The sequence below is a fragment of the Williamsia deligens genome, from assembly GCF_024171765.1.
Taxonomy (GTDB): Bacteria; Actinomycetota; Actinomycetes; order Mycobacteriales; family Mycobacteriaceae; genus Williamsia_A; species Williamsia_A deligens.
Genome location: NZ_JAMTCI010000005.1, coordinates 139,420 through 155,095 on the forward strand (window position 1 = coordinate 139,420; position 15,676 = coordinate 155,095).

The 15,676-nt window shown below is 68.6% G+C and carries 17 protein-coding genes; 16 read left to right on the forward strand and 1 reads right to left on the reverse strand.

Annotated elements, in window-relative coordinates:
- The first annotated feature begins 9 nt into the window (after positions 1–9).
- From prfA to LX14_RS20285, 14 genes are all read left to right on the forward strand, one after another.
- Positions 10–1,083, forward strand: a complete 1,074-nt coding sequence (gene prfA / locus LX14_RS20220) for a peptide chain release factor 1 (RefSeq protein ID WP_253649173.1) — start codon at positions 10–12, stop codon at positions 1,081–1,083.
- On the forward strand, positions 1,080–1,967 hold the full coding sequence (locus LX14_RS20225; protein WP_253649174.1) for a N5-glutamine methyltransferase family protein: 888 nt from the start codon (positions 1,080–1,082) through the stop codon (positions 1,965–1,967). The genes prfA and LX14_RS20225 overlap by 4 nt, the downstream gene beginning before the upstream one ends.
- A gap of 4 nt (positions 1,968–1,971) precedes the next feature.
- The gene (locus tag LX14_RS20230; protein ID WP_253649175.1) at positions 1,972–2,625 is read left to right on the forward strand and encodes an L-threonylcarbamoyladenylate synthase; all 654 of its coding nucleotides are present in this window, start codon (positions 1,972–1,974) and stop codon (positions 2,623–2,625) included.
- Between the two features lie 58 nt (positions 2,626–2,683).
- Positions 2,684–3,874 carry a glycosyltransferase family 4 protein gene (locus LX14_RS20235; RefSeq protein ID WP_308214149.1) on the forward strand — a complete coding sequence of 397 codons (1,191 nt, stop codon included), beginning with the start codon at positions 2,684–2,686 and terminating at the stop codon, positions 3,872–3,874.
- Between the two features lie 242 nt (positions 3,875–4,116).
- Entirely contained in the window at positions 4,117–4,533 is a 417-nt protein-coding gene (locus LX14_RS20240) for a hypothetical protein (protein WP_253649176.1), read from the forward strand.
- Positions 4,530–5,297 carry a F0F1 ATP synthase subunit A gene (gene atpB, locus LX14_RS20245; RefSeq protein WP_253649177.1) on the forward strand — a complete coding sequence of 256 codons (768 nt, stop codon included), beginning with the start codon at positions 4,530–4,532 and terminating at the stop codon, positions 5,295–5,297. Before LX14_RS20240 ends, atpB begins: the two co-directional genes overlap by 4 nt.
- 96 nt (positions 5,298–5,393) lie before the next feature.
- Entirely contained in the window at positions 5,394–5,645 is a 252-nt protein-coding gene (locus LX14_RS20250; RefSeq protein WP_253649178.1) for a F0F1 ATP synthase subunit C, read from the forward strand.
- 36 nt (positions 5,646–5,681) lie between these two features.
- The gene (locus tag LX14_RS20255; protein ID WP_253649179.1) at positions 5,682–6,236 is read left to right on the forward strand and encodes a F0F1 ATP synthase subunit B; all 555 of its coding nucleotides are present in this window, start codon (positions 5,682–5,684) and stop codon (positions 6,234–6,236) included.
- Positions 6,237–6,240: 4 nt separating this feature from the next.
- Positions 6,241–7,593 (forward strand): F0F1 ATP synthase subunit B/delta, encoded by a 1,353-nt coding sequence (locus tag LX14_RS20260; RefSeq protein WP_253649180.1) that lies wholly within the window; start codon positions 6,241–6,243, stop codon positions 7,591–7,593.
- 67 nt (positions 7,594–7,660) lie between these two features.
- On the forward strand, positions 7,661–9,292 hold the full coding sequence (gene atpA / locus LX14_RS20265; protein WP_253649181.1) for a F0F1 ATP synthase subunit alpha: 1,632 nt from the start codon (positions 7,661–7,663) through the stop codon (positions 9,290–9,292).
- Positions 9,293–9,341: 49 nt separating this feature from the next.
- Positions 9,342–10,274 (forward strand): F0F1 ATP synthase subunit gamma, encoded by a 933-nt coding sequence (locus tag LX14_RS20270; RefSeq protein WP_253649182.1) that lies wholly within the window; start codon positions 9,342–9,344, stop codon positions 10,272–10,274.
- A 55-nt stretch (positions 10,275–10,329) separates the two neighbouring features.
- On the forward strand, positions 10,330–11,781 hold the full coding sequence (gene atpD / locus LX14_RS20275) for a F0F1 ATP synthase subunit beta (RefSeq protein ID WP_253649183.1): 1,452 nt from the start codon (positions 10,330–10,332) through the stop codon (positions 11,779–11,781).
- Positions 11,782–11,790: 9 nt separating this feature from the next.
- Positions 11,791–12,177, forward strand: a complete 387-nt coding sequence (locus tag LX14_RS20280) for a F0F1 ATP synthase subunit epsilon (RefSeq protein WP_253649184.1) — start codon at positions 11,791–11,793, stop codon at positions 12,175–12,177.
- Between the two features lie 165 nt (positions 12,178–12,342).
- Positions 12,343–12,786: a DUF2550 domain-containing protein gene (locus LX14_RS20285; RefSeq protein WP_253649185.1), complete on the forward strand. Its 444-nt coding sequence runs from the start codon at positions 12,343–12,345 to the stop codon at positions 12,784–12,786.
- Here LX14_RS20285 and LX14_RS20290 read toward each other — a convergent pair.
- Positions 12,763–13,380 carry a cob(I)yrinic acid a,c-diamide adenosyltransferase gene (locus LX14_RS20290; protein WP_253649186.1) on the reverse strand — a complete coding sequence of 206 codons (618 nt, stop codon included), beginning with the start codon at positions 13,378–13,380 and terminating at the stop codon, positions 12,763–12,765. The genes LX14_RS20285 and LX14_RS20290 overlap by 24 nt on opposite strands.
- 95 nt (positions 13,381–13,475) lie before the next feature.
- Here LX14_RS20290 and LX14_RS20295 point away from each other — a divergent pair, with 95 nt between their 5' ends.
- Together LX14_RS20295 and murA are read left to right on the forward strand one after the other, a co-directional pair.
- Positions 13,476–13,955, forward strand: a complete 480-nt coding sequence (locus LX14_RS20295) for an SRPBCC family protein (protein ID WP_253649187.1) — start codon at positions 13,476–13,478, stop codon at positions 13,953–13,955.
- Positions 13,956–14,013: 58 nt separating this feature from the next.
- On the forward strand, positions 14,014–15,264 hold the full coding sequence (gene murA, locus LX14_RS20300; protein WP_253649188.1) for a UDP-N-acetylglucosamine 1-carboxyvinyltransferase: 1,251 nt from the start codon (positions 14,014–14,016) through the stop codon (positions 15,262–15,264).
- Positions 15,265–15,676 lie beyond the last annotated feature (412 nt).

A 15,676-nucleotide genomic window follows, 5' to 3' on the forward strand; every position in this document is an offset into this window, starting at 1 on the left:
CGAGGTCCCATGAGCACGCAGCCGTCCGCCGTCGACGATGTGCTGGCGGAGTACGCGGGCCTCGAATCCCAGATGTCGGACCCGGCTCTGCACGACGATCCCGTCGCCGCGCGACGCGTGGGCAAGCGGTTCGCCGAACTGGCACAGGTGAAGTCGGCCCATGACCGCCTGGTGGCGGCGCGCGAGGACCTCGTCGCCGCACAGGAGCTCGCCGCCGACGACCCGTCGTTCGCGCCGGAGGTCACCGATCTCGAGGCGACCGTCGCCGAGCTCGACATCACCCTGGCCGACCTGCTCGCACCCCGGGACCCCCACGACGGCGACGACGTCGTCCTGGAGATCAAATCCGGTGAGGGAGGGGAGGAGTCGGCGTTGTTCGCCTCCGACCTGGCCCGGATGTACCTGCGCTACTGCGAACGACGAGGCTGGACGGCGACCCTCCTCGGGGTCACCGAATCCGACCTCGGGGGGTACAAGGACGCCACGCTGTCGATCCGAGCACGTGCCGGGTCGGCGGACGGGGTGTGGGGCCGGATGAAGTTCGAGGGCGGGGTGCACCGCGTGCAGCGGGTGCCGGTGACCGAGTCCCAGGGGCGTATCCACACCTCTGCCGCGGGTGTCCTGGCCTACCCCGAACCCGAAGAGGTCGAGACGGTCGCCATTGACGACTCCGACCTGCGCATCGACGTCTACCGCAGCTCGGGCAAGGGCGGACAGGGCGTCAACACGACCGACTCCGCGGTGCGCATCACCCACCTGCCGACCGGCATCGTCGTCACCTGTCAGAACGAGCGGTCGCAGTTGCAGAACAAGGCGCGCGCCATGCAGGTCCTCGCCGCGAGGCTGCAGGCGCTCGCCGAGGACGAGGCGCAGGCCCAGGCGGCGCAGGGCCGCGCGGCCCAGATCCGGACGGTCGACCGCTCCGAGCGCATCCGCACCTACAACTTCCCGGAGAACCGGATCACCGACCACCGCATCGGGTTCAAGGCGCACAACCTCGACGCCGTGCTCGACGGCGACCTCGACGCGATGCTCGACGCCCTCGTCGCGGCCGACCGGCAGGCGCGACTGCAGGCCGGATGACACACCCGGTGCGCGACGAGATCGCCACGGCCACACAGCGTCTGGCGGCGGTGGGGGTCGCGAACCCGCGCGTCGACGCCGACCTGCTCGCCGCGCACGTGCTCGGCATCGACCGGGGACGGCTGGTCGCCGCGGATCCGATGACCGCACCGCAACGATCGCGGTTCGTCGCCCTGGTCGACCGCCGACTCGCCCGGGAACCCTTGCAGCACATCATCGGTTCCGCGCCGTTCGGCCCTGTCACCGTGGCCGTCGGCCCGGGGGTCTTCACCCCGCGTCCGGAGACCGAACTGATCCTGGCGTGGGCGGCGGGCCGGAGGTCGACGATGCGGGCTCGACCGCGGGTCGTCGACCTGTGCAGTGGATCCGGGGCCCTCGCCATCGGCGTCGCGACCGTCACCGACGCGACCGTCGTGGCGGTCGAACGCGACGACGACGCCGCCCGGTGGTTGCGGCGCAACGTCGAGGCATCGCCCGCGACTGTCCGCGATCGGATCGAGGTCGTCCGGGGTGACGCGACGACCCTGGACTGGGTCACCGACGAGACCGCGGACATCGATCTCGTCGTGGCCAACCCCCCGTACGTCCCGACGTCGACGCCGGTGCCGACGGAGGTGGCGGACTTCGACCCCGCCGTCGCGGTGTTCGCCGGCCCCGACGGGATGTCGGTGATCGACCCCATGGTGGCGGTCATCGCGGCGCTTCTCCGGCCGGACGGGCTGTGCGCGGTCGAACACGACGACAGCACGGCGGACCGCGTGATCGCGGCGTTCGCGGCGACGGGCGCGTTCGACGACATCCGCGGCCACCGTGACCTGGCCGACCGGCCGCGGTTCGTCACCGCCCGCCGACGGTCTCCGCACCCGGCACGCATGGGAAGATGACGACGTGAGCACGGTGTTCGATTGCAGCCAGGTCGATTCGCGCGCCGCCGGGATCCGCGCGGCGGTGGGGGCGGTGAAGTCCGGTCGACTCGTCGTCCTGCCGACCGACACCCTCTACGGGCTCGGATGCGACGCCTTCGACTCCGACGCGGTCGCGTCGCTGTTGGCGACCAAGAACCGGGGCCGGGACATGCCGGTACCGGTGCTGGTCGGATCCTGGGACACCATCGACGGCCTCGTGCTGTCGGTGACACCCCGGATGCGGGAACTCGTCCGCGCCTTCTGGCCCGGCGGCCTGAGCCTCGTCGTCGAACAGGCTCCGTCGTTGGCGTGGGACCTCGGCGACACCAGCGGCACCGTCATGATCCGCATGCCGCTGCACCCGGTGGCGATCGAGATGCTGCGCGAGGTCGGTCCGATGGCCGTGTCCAGTGCGAACCGGTCCGGGCAGCCGCCGGCGACCACCGCCGACGAGGCCCGCGCGCAACTCGGTGACGACGTCGCGGTCTACCTCGACGGGGGTCGTGCGGAGCACGGGACCCCGTCGACCATCGTCGACGTGTCCGGTCCGACGCCGACCATCCTGCGGTCGGGTGCCGTACGCCCGGAGGAGATCGCCGAGGTCCTCGGCATGGAGACCGCCGAACTGCTCGGCTGACCGGCGCGTCGGCGATGGCGCGCCGAGCGTCCCCAGGTCGCACCAGTAGATTCGACGCGTGCTCCTCGCCGCGACGACCGTCTCCGAGAACGGGGCCGGCGTCCCGCTGCGGGAGTTGGCGCTCGTCGGACTGAGCGCCGCCCTCATCACCTATCTCGCCACCGGCGCGGTCCGTGTCGTCGCGACGCGCACCGGCGCGGTCGCCGTCCCGCGGGCACGGGACGTCCACGCGGTGCCCACGCCCCGCCTCGGTGGGGTCGGCATGCTCCTCGGTGTCCTCGCCGCGATCCTCATCGCGCAGCAGCTCCCGGCGCTGACCCGCGGCTTCGCCTACACCGACGACATGGACGCGGTGGTGGTCGCGGCCCTCGTCATCGTCGCGGTGGGCATCGTCGACGACCGGTGGGGACTCGACGCGCTGACCAAGTTCGTCGGCCAGCTGACCGCCGCGGGTGTCCTGGTCCTGATGGGGGTCAGCTGGACCGTCATCCCGGTCCCGTTCGGGGACGCGAACACCGTCGTGCTGGACCCCGTGCAGTCCGGTCTGGTGACCATCGCGCTCACGGTCGCGACCATCAACGCGATCAACTTCGTGGACGGGCTCGACGGGCTGGCCGCCGGCCTGGCGTTGATCGCGGCGCTGGCGATCCTGCTGTTCTCCCTCGGACTCCTCCGGGACCAGGGCGGGGACGTCAGCTACTACCCACCCGCGTTGATCTCCGTCGTCCTCGCCGGTGCCTGTCTCGGGTTCCTCCCGCACAACTTCCAGCCCGCCCGCATCTTCATGGGCGACTCGGGATCCATGCTCATCGGCCTGATGCTGGCCACCGCCTCGACCAGCGCGTCCGGCCGCATCGCCGTCACCGCCTACGGTCCCGCCGACCTCTTCTCTCTGCTGTCGCCGCTGATCCTGGTCGCGGCGGTCATGTTCATCCCCATGCTCGACATGCTGTTGGCCGTCATCCGACGGACCCGCGCCGGCGTGGGCTTCTACACACCCGACAAGATGCACCTGCACCACCGGCTGCTGGAACTGGGCCACTCACAGCGTCGGGTCGTGCTGGTCATCTACCTGTGGGTCGCCGTCCTCGCGTTCAGCGTCGCCGCGAGCACCGTCTTCTCCATCTCCGTGGTCCTGCCCGCGTTGGCCGGGGGACTGGTCGTCGCGCTGGTGGCGACCGTGGTGCCCCGCCTGCGACGGCGGGCGACGTCGGTGCGGTCCGCGGGGGCCACGGGACGAACTCCCTGAACCGGTCAACTACGCCATGCAGTACTATGGCGCGTAGTAGCTGCCTGACGTGCAAGGAATAGTCGGAATGTGTGACCGAGACCCCACGGCGGACCCGCTACCGGTGCGTTGATAGGGTTTACCCACCCGGCAAGCCGAGGTCCGCTGAAGTCTGCGGATCGCAGGCCCGATGGACGCCGCCCGACCGACAGCCCGCGCCGAACTCGACGACGAGTTCGGTACTCCGACCCGAGGAGAGGCCGATGACGACGTCGACCCCCAACTCGTCGGATCAGTTCTATCCGGCCATCCCGCTGTCGCTCCGTCGCCCGGCGATCATCGTCGCGGTCGTCGCCGTCGCGGGTCTGGTGATCTCGGGTGTCCTGGGACACATCCTCTTCGGCGTGTTCTTCGCCGCCGGTCTGGCCCTGGTGTTGGCCAACTCCAAGATGGTGCAGTTCAGCGTCGCGTCCGCGACCGAGGGTGACACCGGCCGCAAGAAGCCCGTCGTGCTCAACACCGCCGTCCGCCTCGCCATCATCACGGTGGCGGCTCTGGCCATCGCGTTCGTTTTCCGGCCCGAGGGCCTCGGGGTCATGTTCGGCCTCGCCCTCGGCCAGGTGATCGTGGTGCTCTCCACGGTGATCCCCGTCATGAAAGGACTCCGCAAGCAGTCATGAGCGCCGTCTACACGTTGGCCGCCGAGGGTTCCGGCGACTCCAAGATCGAGGTCGGACACCACATCTCGGTCTCCATCGGGGGTCTCGAGTTCTACCTCGACACGATCATCGGCACCTCGGTGGCCGCCATCATCCTGCTGGGTCTCGCGTTCTACCTGCGCGCCAAGGTGACCTCGGGTGTCCCGAACGGTGTGCAGCTGTTCTTCGAGACCGTCACCACGCAGTTCCGAGGACAGATCGAGAGCGCGATCGGCATGCGCGTCGCGCCCTTCGTCCTCCCTCTCGCCGTGGGACTGTTCACCTTCATCCTGATCTCGAACTGGTTGGCGGTCATCCCGTCCCAGTACGGGACCTCCGAGGGAAGCGCGTCCGAGTGGCTCAAGCCGCCCGCGTCGGACGTCAACTTCGTCTACGCCCTCGCCGTGGTCGTCTTCGTCTGGTACCACGCCGCCGGCGTCAAGCGACGCGGCTTCCTCGGGTACACGAAGAAGGTCGTCAAGGGCCACGTCGTGTTCCTCGCGCCGATCAACATCATCGAGGAGATCGCCAAGCCGGTCTCGCTCTCGCTGCGACTGTTCGGCAACATCTTCGCCGGCGGCATCATGATCTCGCTGATCACCCTGTTCCCGGCGTACATCGCCTGGGGCCCCAACGCGATCTGGAAGCTGTTCGACCTCTTCGTCGGTCTGATCCAGGCGTTCATCTTCGCGCTCCTCACGATCCTGTACTTCAGCCAGTCCATGGAATCCGAGGACGCGCACTGACCTCCGGGTGATCCCGGTCCCCAACCGGTGACGGCCACCGCCGCCACCCACACCACGACCCGGCAACCGTTGCCGGATCACCGAAAGGAACGAATCATGGACCCACAGATCGGTCTGGGCGCACTGATCGGCGGCGGCCTCATCCTGGGCGGCGGTGCCATCGGCGCCGGTATCGGTGACGGTCTCGCCGGTGCGCAGCTGATCGCCGGCATCGCCCGGCAGCCCGAGGCGCAGAGCCGGCTGTTCACCCCGTTCTTCATCACGGTCGGTCTGGTCGAGGCCGCGTACTTCATCAACCTGGCGTTCATGGCTCTCTTCGTGTTCGCCACGCCGATCTCGGCGTCCTGACCCAGGACTCATTGACGGAAAACGGGTACTGACACCATGGCTCTCGCCGCAGGAAACTTCCTCATCCCCAACGCGACGTTCTTCGTCGTGCTGGTGATCTTTCTCATCGTGTTGCTGGTCATCAGCAAGTTCGTCGTGCCGCCGATCAAGAAGGTGCTCGACGACCGCGAGGAGCAGGTCTCCGAGACCGCCCGCGACAACCGTTCGGCGACAGAGGAGTTCGAGGCCGCCGAGCGTGAGTACCGGGAGGCGATGAAGTCCGCCCGCGGCGAGGCCACCGGTATCCGTGACGAGGCCCGCGCCAAGGGCCGCGAGACGCTGGAGCAGATGCGCTCCCGTGCCACCGCCGAGGCGGACGGTGCGGTCTCCGAGGCGACCGAGCAGTTGCGTCGCGACGGAGAGGCCGCCGCGGCGGACGCCCGACAGGACGTGGGGCGGCTCTCGGCCGACCTGGCCAGTCGGGTGCTCGGCTTCGACGTGAGCACGGACTCACGTCTGGCCGCCAAGTTCACCGGCTCCGACTTCACCAAGTCGGACACGACAGGGTCCGCGTCCGACGCGACACGGACGCCGACCGGGACAGGGAGCTGACCTCGTGGGAATCGTCATCGTCAACCTCATCGGGTTGGTCGTCATCATCGCGGTGCTGCTGAAGTACGTCCGGCCGCCGCTCGCGAAGGCGATGAAGTCGCAGCAGGATGCTGTCGCGACACAGATCGCCGAGCACGAACAGGCGAAGAAGCGTCTGGCCGAGGCGCGCGACGCGCACGCCAACGCCGTCGAGGAGGCCCGGGCGACCGCGAGCCAGATCCGCGAGGACGCCCGCGGCGACGCCCAGGCCATCGCCGAGGAGCTCTCGGCCCAGGCCGACAGCGAGGTCGCCCGCATCCGCGAGCACGGCACCGCACAGGTGGAGCTCAACCGCGCCGCCCTCGTCCGTGGACTCCGGGCCGACCTCGGCCTGGCCTCGGTGGAGCTGGCCGGATCAGCGGTACGCGAGCACCTCGAGGACGAGGCCGCACGCAAGGAGTCGATCGACCGCGTCATCGACGAACTCGAGAACATGGTCGGCTCCGACGAGGCGCGCTCACGCATCTCGGCTCCTGCCGACCTCGTCGGACTGCACTCGATGCGAGCGGCCAGTCGCGAGGCCGTCCGGCACCTGACCGAGGAGTTCGACAGCCGGACACAGGATCTCGACGTCGATGCGCTCACGGCACTGGCCGGTGACCTCGCCGACGTGGTCGACGTCCTCAACCGCGAGCACGTCCTGCGCAAGCACCTCGGTGAACCGTCCGACGACACCGAGTCCAAGACACGGCTCGTGGACGCGGTCTTCGGGTCCTCGGTCCGTGAGGACACCGTGGCACTGCTGCGCACCGCAGCCACCGGCCGGTGGTCCCAGACCGCCGACCTGACGCTGGCCATCGAGCGTCTCGCGCGTTTCGCGCTGCTCATCGCCGCCGAGCGCGGATCGTCCATCGACGACGTCGAGGACGAACTGTTCCGCCTGGGGCGGCTCCTCGTCGCCCAGCCGCGCCTGTCGGCCCTGCTCTCCGACCAGAACGCCCCGGTCGACGGTCGCGTGTCCCTGCTCGACTCCGTCATCGACGGCAAGGTCGACCCCACCACCAAGGCGCTCGTCGGGCAGACCGTCCGGCTGTTGCGCGGACAGTCGGCCGCCTCGGCCGTGTCCGATCTCGCCGAACTCGCCGCCGCGCGCCGTGGGGAGACGGTGGCCCACGTGATCGCCGCCGTCGATCCCTCGCCGGAGCAGGACGAGCGCATCGCGTCGGTGCTCGGACGCATCTACGGCCGCGACATCTCCACCCAGATCGAGGTCGACCCCGAGCTCCTCGGTGGCCTCCGCATCGCCATCGGCGACGAGGTCATCGACGCCGACGTGGCGACCAAGTTGGCGCGTGCCGCAGGAGAACTCCCGTCGTGACCGGTCGCGCGGCCGGCCACCCCACACACCTCACCGACCTACCCCAACGCAAGGAAGACTGATACCCATGGCGGAGTTGACGATCTCATCTGACGAGATCAAGGGTGCAATCGAGCAGTACGTCTCGTCGTTCACGGCCGACGCCTCCCGCGAGGAGGTCGGCACGGTCACCGACACGTCCGACGGCATCGCCCACGTGAGCGGCCTGCCCGGCGCCATGGCGAACGAGCTGCTCCAGTTCCCGAACGGCGTGCTGGGCGTCGCCCTCAACCTCGACGAGGACGAGATCGGCGCGGTCATCCTCGGCGACTACGAGCACATCGAGGAGGGCCAGCAGGTCAGCCGGACCGGCGAGGTGCTGCAGGTGCCCGTCGGTGACGGCTTCCTCGGTCGCGTCGTGAACCCGCTCGGCCAGCCGATCGACGGCCAGGGCGACATCGAGTCCGACCAGCAGCGCGTCCTCGAGCTGCAGGCCGCCTCCGTGCTGGAGCGACAGCCCGTCGAGGAGTCGCTGGCGACCGGCATCACCGCCATCGACGCCATGACGGCCATCGGCCGCGGCCAGCGCCAGCTGATCATCGGTGACCGCAAGACGGGCAAGACCGCCGTCTGCATCGACGCGATCCTGAACCAGAAGGCGAACTGGGAGACCGGCGACGCCTCCAAGCAGGTCCGCTGCATCTACGTCGCGATCGGTCAGAAGGGCTCCACGATCGCCGGCGTCAAGCAGGCCCTCGAGGACGCCGGTGCGCTGGAGTACACGACCATCGTCGCGGCACCCGCGTCGGACTCGGCCGGCTTCAAGTGGCTCGCGCCCTACACCGGCTCGGCGATCGGTCAGCACTGGATGTACGAGGGCAAGCACGTCCTCGTGGTCTTCGACGATCTGACCAAGCAGGCCGAGGCCTACCGCGCCATCTCGCTGCTGCTGCGCCGCCCGCCGGGCCGCGAGGCGTACCCCGGCGACGTCTTCTACCTGCACTCGCGTCTGCTGGAGCGTTGTGCGAAGTTGTCCGACGAGCTCGGTGGCGGTTCGATGACCGGTCTGCCGATCATCGAGACGAAGGCCAACGACATCTCGGCGTTCATCCCGACCAACGTCATCTCGATCACCGACGGCCAGGTCTTCCTCGAGTCGGACCTCTTCAACAAGGGTGTCCGTCCCGCGATCAACGTCGGCACCTCGGTGTCGCGCGTCGGTGGTGCGGCGCAGACCAAGGGCCTGAAGAAGGTCAGTGGTTCGCTGCGCCTGGAGCTCGCGCAGTTCCGCGAGCTGGAGGCGTTCTCGGCGTTCGCGTCCGATCTCGACGACGCGTCGAAGGCCCAGCTCGAGCGCGGCGCGCGTTGGGTCGAGCTGCTCAAGCAGGACCAGTTCAGCCCGGTCTCGGTCGAGGACCAGATCATCTCGATCTACCTCTGCGGCGAGGGTCATTTCGACTCCGTGCCCGTCGAGGACGTCAGGCGCTTCGTCTCCGAGCTGTTGACCCACCTGCACCACAGTGCGCAGGGCGTCTACGACTCGATCGACGGCGGCAAGGCCCTGTCCGACGACCAGGCCGAATCGCTGATCAGCGAGGTCAACAAGTTCAAGCAGGGCTTCGAGGCCAGTGACGGATCGCGCGTCGTCGACGACGAGGAGACCGACTCGATGAACCCCGAGGACGTCACCAACGAAGAGATCAAGCTCCGGAAGTCCTGAGGCCATGACCGTTCTGCGACAGCAACGACCCCGTAGGGAGGTGTGAGTCATGGCGAGCATCCGTGAGATCCGCTCACGCATCCGATCGGTGCAGTCGACCCGGAAGATCACCAAGGCGCAGGAACTCATCGCGACCTCGCGCATCACCAAGGCGCAGGCCCGCGTGAAGGCGTCGAAGCCGTACGCCGAGGAGATGACGTCGGTCCTCACCGAACTGGCGAGCAAGTCCGGCACGCTCGACCACCCGCTGCTCAACGAGCGGCCCGAGCCGAAGCGTGCGGCTGTCCTGGTCGTGACCAGCGACAGCGGTCAGTGTGGCGGCTACAACTCGAACGTCCTGCGCGAGACCCGCGAGCTGCTGGCACTCCTGCGGGACGAGGGCAAGGACCCGATCATCTTCGTCATGGGCAAGAAGGGCCTCGGCTACTTCACGTTCCGTGACATCGAGGTGGCGGGTTCGTGGACCGGGTTCTCCCAGCAGCCCCGCTACTCCGATGCCAAGACCGCGACCGACCGGCTCGTCGAGCTGTTCGTCGCGGGGTCGGGCACCGAGGTGGAGGGCGAGGAGGAACTGCCGGCCGTCGAGGGCGTGGACGAACTGCACATCGTCTACACACGCTTCGCGTCGATGCTCAGTCAGGTCCCCGAGGTCCGGCGTATCGCGCCCATGGTCGTCTCGGAGTCCGACGATGACGACGACGACGACTCGTCCACCGAGGATCGCAACTACACCTTCGAGCCCGGCGCCGAGACGCTGCTGTCGGCGCTGCTGCCGAAGTACGTCGCGACCCGCGTGTACGCCGCTCTCCTCGAGGCGGCGGCGTCGGAGTCCGCGGCACGACGGACGGCCATGAAGGCCGCGACCGACAACGCCGACGAGCTCGTCACCGACCTCTCGCGTCAGGCGAACCAGCTGCGCCAGGCTCAGATCACGCAGGAGATCAGCGAGATCGTCGGCGGCGCCAGCGCGCTCGCCGAGTGACAACGGACGAAACCACCACTCCAGTCAGCGGCCGCGAGGCCAGGAAGTGACCACCATGAGCACTGCAACAACCGAGGCCCCGAGCACGTCGGGGTCCAGCGACGCGGCCGGTCGCGTCGTCCGGGTCATCGGCCCGGTCGTCGACGTCGAGTTCCCGCGCGGCGCCGTCCCCGATCTGTACAACGCCCTGCACGCCGAGATCTCGCTGAAGGCCGTCGCCAAGACGCTGACCCTCGAGGTCGCGCAGCACCTGGGCGACAACCTGGTGCGCACCATCTCGATGCAGCCCACGGACGGTCTCGTCCGCGGCGTCGAGGTGCGCGACTCCGGCAAGTCGATCTCGGTGCCCGTCGGTGATGTCGTGAAGGGACACGTCTTCAACGCCCTCGGCGACTGCCTCGACGCCCCCGGCACCGGCCGGGACGGCGAGCAGTGGAGCATCCACCGCAAGCCGCCGGCCTTCGACCAGCTCGAGGGCAAGACGGAGATCCTGGAGACGGGCATCAAGGTCATCGACCTGCTGACGCCCTACGTCAAGGGCGGCAAGATCGGTCTGTTCGGTGGTGCCGGTGTCGGCAAGACCGTCCTGATCCAGGAGATGATCACCCGTATCGCCCGCGAGTTCTCGGGCACCTCGGTGTTCGCCGGTGTCGGCGAGCGCACCCGTGAGGGCACCGACCTCCACCTCGAGATGGAGGAGATGGGCGTCCTCCAGGACACCGCCTTGGTGTTCGGTCAGATGGACGAGCCGCCGGGCACGCGTATGCGCGTCGCCCTCTCGGCCCTGACCATGGCCGAGTACTTCCGCGACGAGAAGCACCAGGACGTGTTGTTGTTCATCGACAACATCTTCCGGTTCACGCAGGCCGGTTCGGAGGTGTCGACCCTCCTCGGTCGTATGCCGTCGGCTGTCGGCTACCAGCCGACGCTGGCCGACGAGATGGGTGAGCTCCAGGAGCGCATCACCTCGACGCGCGGCAACTCGATCACCTCGCTGCAGGCGATCTACGTCCCCGCCGACGACTACACCGACCCGGCGCCGGCGACCACGTTCGCGCACCTCGACGCCACCACCGAGCTGTCGCGCCCCATCTCGCAGCTCGGCATCTACCCGGCCGTCGACCCGCTGACCTCGACCTCGCGCATCCTCGAGGCCTCGATCGTCGGCGACGACCACTTCCGCGTGGCCAACGAGGTGAAGCGCATCCTGCAGAAGTACAAGGAGCTGCAGGACATCATCGCCATCCTCGGTATGGACGAGCTCTCCGAGGAGGACAAGGAGACGGTCCAGCGCGCCCGTCGCCTGCAGAAGTTCCTCGGTCAGAACTTCATCGTCGCCGAGAAGTTCACCGGTCAGAAGGGTTCGGTCGTCCCGCTGTCGGACACGATCGAGGCGTTCGACCGTGTGTGCAAGGGCGAATTCGACCATCTGCCCGAGCAGGCGTTCAACAGCTGCGGTGGACTCGACGACGTCGAGGCCGCGGCCGAGAAGATCTCCGGGAAGTGACACGGGCCCATGGCTGACACAGGCTTTCCGGTCGAGGTCGTCTCGGTCGAGGACCGGCTCTACTCGGGGGAGGCGACGTTCGTCATCGCCCAGACCACCGAGGGCGAACTGGGCATCCTCAACCATCACGAGCCGCTGCTCGGTCAGCTCATCCCCGGGGGATTCGTCCTCATCGAGCAGACCGACGGCAAGCGTCGCGTCGCCGCGGTGCAGGGCGGGTTCCTGTCGGTCACGGGCGAGTCGGTGACCGTCCTCGCCGAGTCGGCGGAGTGGGCCAAGGACATCGACGCCGATGCCGCGCGCAGCACACTCGAGTCGGCGGAAGAGGGCTCGGACGAGTACGAGCAGGCTCTGTCGCGGGTCCGAGCGGTGGAGCAGCTGAACAACGAGAAGTGATGTGCGTGACTCTTCGGGACGTGTTCCGACGGGTCCCGTGACAACAGGGAGGCCGGACGGCACCCTGGGAGTCGACACAGACGACGGTCGTGATCCCCGCAAACTGCACAGGTTTGCGGGGATCGCCGTATCCGGGCCCGGACATCGGGTCCACAGGAGGCGTGGATGAGCACGACGACGGCCCTGGTGCTCGTCGTCGTCGCCGTGTTCGTGGTCGGCGTCCTCGCCCTGGCCGTCGGGGTCGGGGTGCGCGTCGGTCGTCTCCGCCGTCGCGGCACCGCGGTGTTGTTCCGGGTGTTGCCGGCGGGGGAGGACCGCGGGTGGAGACACGGGATCGTCCGGTACAACGACGACGCTCTGGTCTACTACCGGCTGTCCAGCCTGCGGACGGGGCCGAGCCGCGTCATCGAGCGTCAGGCCATCGAGATCCTCGGCCGACGGTCGGCGCACGGCACCGAGGTGGACGTCATCGAGGACATGACCGTCGTCGAGATCGAGGCCGGCAACCACCGCTACGAGCTGGCCATGTACCCGGGCGCCGTCACGGCCTTCCAGTCGTGGGTCGAGTCGCGTCCGTCGGTGCGGTCACGTCGTCGGCGATCCGCCTGACGGTTCTGCGCGGGGATCGCGTTGACGTTCACCACCTGGCCGCCACAGGACGTCGTCGCCGCCGTTGGCGGCGCGCGCGAGGATGAACAGCAGGTCCGAGAGCCGGTTGAGATATCGCGCAGGCAACTCCGAGGTGGTGTCGGGGTGTGCGTGCACCGCCGCCCATGCGGCGCGCTCCGCCCGACGCGTCACCGTCCGCGCCACATGCAGCAACGCCGCCAGCGCGGAACCGCCGGGCAGGATGAACGAGTCCAGGGGCGCCAACGCGTCGCCGTACTCGTCGCACCACCGTTCGATCGCGTCGACGTACTCCTGCTGCACCCGCAGCGGCGGGTACTCCGGGTTCTCGACGACGGGGGTGGCCAGGTCCGCACCGGCATCGAACAGATCGTTCTGGATCGTGGTGAGGACATGCGTCATGTGCTCGTCGGGCGATCCCAGCGCCACCGCGACGCCGATCGCCGCATTCGCCTCGTCGCATTCCGCGTAGGCGACCACGCGTGGATCGGTCTTGGACACACGGGAGAAGTCGCTGAGACCCGTCGTCCCGTCGTCGCCGGTCCGCGTGTAGATCCGCGTGAGGTGCACAGCCATGCCTCAACCGTAGGCGACGGTGCGTGGGTGGTCTGGACGGGACGCGTCGGGCCTCACTCGGTTGGTGCGACCCCGGTGGGAGCTACTCTCCGGTCATGACGCCGAGGCCTTTCCGAGTTCAGCGCAGCCGCATCATCGGAGCTCCGGCGTCGGACATCGTGCGGGAGATCGTCGACTTCCGGCGGTGGACGTCCTGGTCCCCGTGGGAGGACGCCGACCCCGCGATGACCCGCGAGTACACCGGCGCACCGGAGGGGGTCGGCGCCCGGTACGCCTGGTCGGGCAACCGCAAGGCGGGCGCGGGGTCGATGGAGATCACCGCCGTCGAGGCCGACCGCAGCGTCGAGGCCCGGTTGACGTTCAGCCGGCCGATGCGTGCGGACAACACCGTCCGGTTCGACGTCGAGCCCGCGGACGGCGGTCATCGTGTGACGTGGGTGATGGCGGGGGAGACCTCGGGGATCGCCGGTCTGATCTCGCGCCTGATCCCGATGGACCGTCTGGTGGGCGGTGACTTCGAGCGCGGGCTCGAACGGCTCGACGCGACGGTCACCGGCCGGGGTGCGCAGCGATGACACCCGCCGGGACCCGCCGCCCCGGGTGTACGCGCCACCACTCGTTAAGGTCGAAAGCGTGAGCGAACGCTTCCTGGTGACCGGTGGCGCCCGTCTGTCCGGTGAGGTCACCGTGGTCGGAGCCAAGAACAGTGTGCTGAAGCTGATGGCCGCGGCGCTGCTGGCGGAGGGTCGGACCACCCTGACGAACTGCCCGCAGATCGCCGACGTCCCGCTGATGGCCGACGTCCTGCGGGGACTCGGGACGACGGTCGAGATCGACGGCGACGTCGTGGTCATCGACACCCCGGCCCAGCCCAGCTTCCATGCCGATTTCGACGCCGTGAAACAGTTCCGGGCCTCGGTGTGCGTGCTCGGCCCGTTGCTCGCGCGGTGCCATCGCGCGGTGGTGGCGTTGCCGGGTGGCGACGCCATCGGCTCGCGACCGCTCGACATGCATCAGGCCGGGTTGAGGGCGCTCGGGGCGAACAGCACGATCGAGCACGGGTGTGTCGTCGCCGATGCCGACCGGTTGATCGGGGCCGCGGTCGCCCTGGAGTTCCCCTCGGTGGGGGCGACGGAGAACATCCTCATGGCCGCGGTGCTCGCCGACGGGGTGACCACCATCGACAACGCTGCGCGGGAGCCCGAGATCGTGGACCTGTGCGTGATGCTGCGGCAGATGGGGGCCCTCATCGAGGGTGCGGGTACCTCCACGCTCACGGTCACAGGGGTCACCCGACTCACCCCGACGACCCACCGGGTGGTGGGGGACCGCATCGTCGCCGCGACCTGGGGGGTCGCCGCAGCCATGACCCGGGGCGACATCCGGGTGTCGGGGATCGATCCCGGACACCTGCACCTCGTCCTGGCGAAGCTGACCGATGCCGGCGCCCAGGTCGACCGCTTCGACGACGGGTTCCGGGTGCGTCAGGACGACCGCCCGCACGCGGTGAACGTCTCGACTCTCCCGTTCCCCGGGTTCCCGACCGATCTGCAACCGATGGCCATCGGGTTGGCGACGGTCGCGGAGGGGATGTCGGTGATCACCGAGAACGTGTTCGAGGCACGTTTCCGTTTCGTCGAGGAGATGATCCGCTTGGGCGCCGACGCCCGCACCGACGGCCACCATGCGGTGATCCGGGGGATCGAGCGCCTGTCGAGCGCCCCGGTGTGGTGCTCCGACATCCGCGCCGGCGCAGGACTCGTCCTGGCCGGCCTGGTCGCCGACGGTGTCACCGAGGTCCACGACGTGCACCACATCGACCGCGGGTATCCGGAGTTCATCGAGAACCTGGTGGCTCTCGGCGCCCGGGTCGAACGCGTCTGACGCTGCGGACGGGCCGCTGACCAGGCGATTTGACCCCGTGCAGATCTGTGCGTAGTTTTCTCCGAGTCAGCGCGCCACGGCGCCGCCCCGGATCACTCCGGGGAGTTGGGAAACCGGGCCTGCGCAGACATCCAGCCTCGAGCTCTAGCGGAGAAATCGGCCGGGATTCGGCGCGCGGATCGGGACTCCCGGAACTGCCACACAGTGGATTTGGACCGGACAGGATCGCTCTGCTAGGCTGGAAGAGTTGCTCCGGAGACGGGGCAACGACGGACTACAGTCCCCGATCACGAGCCTGAGCAGGGCAAACGGTTTGCGGATGTGTGTTCTTTGAGAACTCGATAGTGTGTTGACATTTTTGTTGGTGAGTTTTGTTTGCCTGCATCATTCGTCAGTGGTGGTGTGGGTTTGT

What these genes read in the sequence shown, in the direction of transcription:
- prfA (WP_253649173.1), top strand. Translation starts at nt 10, where the DNA reads ATGAGCACGCAGCCGTCCGCCGTCGACGATGTGCTGGCGGAGTACGCG.
- LX14_RS20225 (WP_253649174.1), top strand. Translation starts at nt 1,080, where the DNA reads ATGACACACCCGGTGCGCGACGAGATCGCCACGGCCACACAGCGTCTG.
- LX14_RS20240 (WP_253649176.1), top strand. Translation starts at nt 4,117, where the DNA reads ATGACGACGTCGACCCCCAACTCGTCGGATCAGTTCTATCCGGCCATC.
- atpB (WP_253649177.1), top strand. Translation starts at nt 4,530, where the DNA reads ATGAGCGCCGTCTACACGTTGGCCGCCGAGGGTTCCGGCGACTCCAAG.
- LX14_RS20250 (WP_253649178.1), top strand. Translation starts at nt 5,394, where the DNA reads ATGGACCCACAGATCGGTCTGGGCGCACTGATCGGCGGCGGCCTCATC.
- LX14_RS20255 (WP_253649179.1), top strand. Translation starts at nt 5,682, where the DNA reads ATGGCTCTCGCCGCAGGAAACTTCCTCATCCCCAACGCGACGTTCTTC.
- atpA (WP_253649181.1), top strand. Translation starts at nt 7,661, where the DNA reads ATGGCGGAGTTGACGATCTCATCTGACGAGATCAAGGGTGCAATCGAG.
- LX14_RS20270 (WP_253649182.1), top strand. Translation starts at nt 9,342, where the DNA reads ATGGCGAGCATCCGTGAGATCCGCTCACGCATCCGATCGGTGCAGTCG.
- atpD (WP_253649183.1), top strand. Translation starts at nt 10,330, where the DNA reads ATGAGCACTGCAACAACCGAGGCCCCGAGCACGTCGGGGTCCAGCGAC.
- LX14_RS20280 (WP_253649184.1), top strand. Translation starts at nt 11,791, where the DNA reads ATGGCTGACACAGGCTTTCCGGTCGAGGTCGTCTCGGTCGAGGACCGG.
- LX14_RS20285 (WP_253649185.1), top strand. Translation starts at nt 12,343, where the DNA reads ATGAGCACGACGACGGCCCTGGTGCTCGTCGTCGTCGCCGTGTTCGTG.
- LX14_RS20290 (WP_253649186.1), bottom strand. Translation starts at nt 13,380, where the DNA reads ATGGCTGTGCACCTCACGCGGATCTACACGCGGACCGGCGACGACGGG.
- LX14_RS20295 (WP_253649187.1), top strand. Translation starts at nt 13,476, where the DNA reads ATGACGCCGAGGCCTTTCCGAGTTCAGCGCAGCCGCATCATCGGAGCT.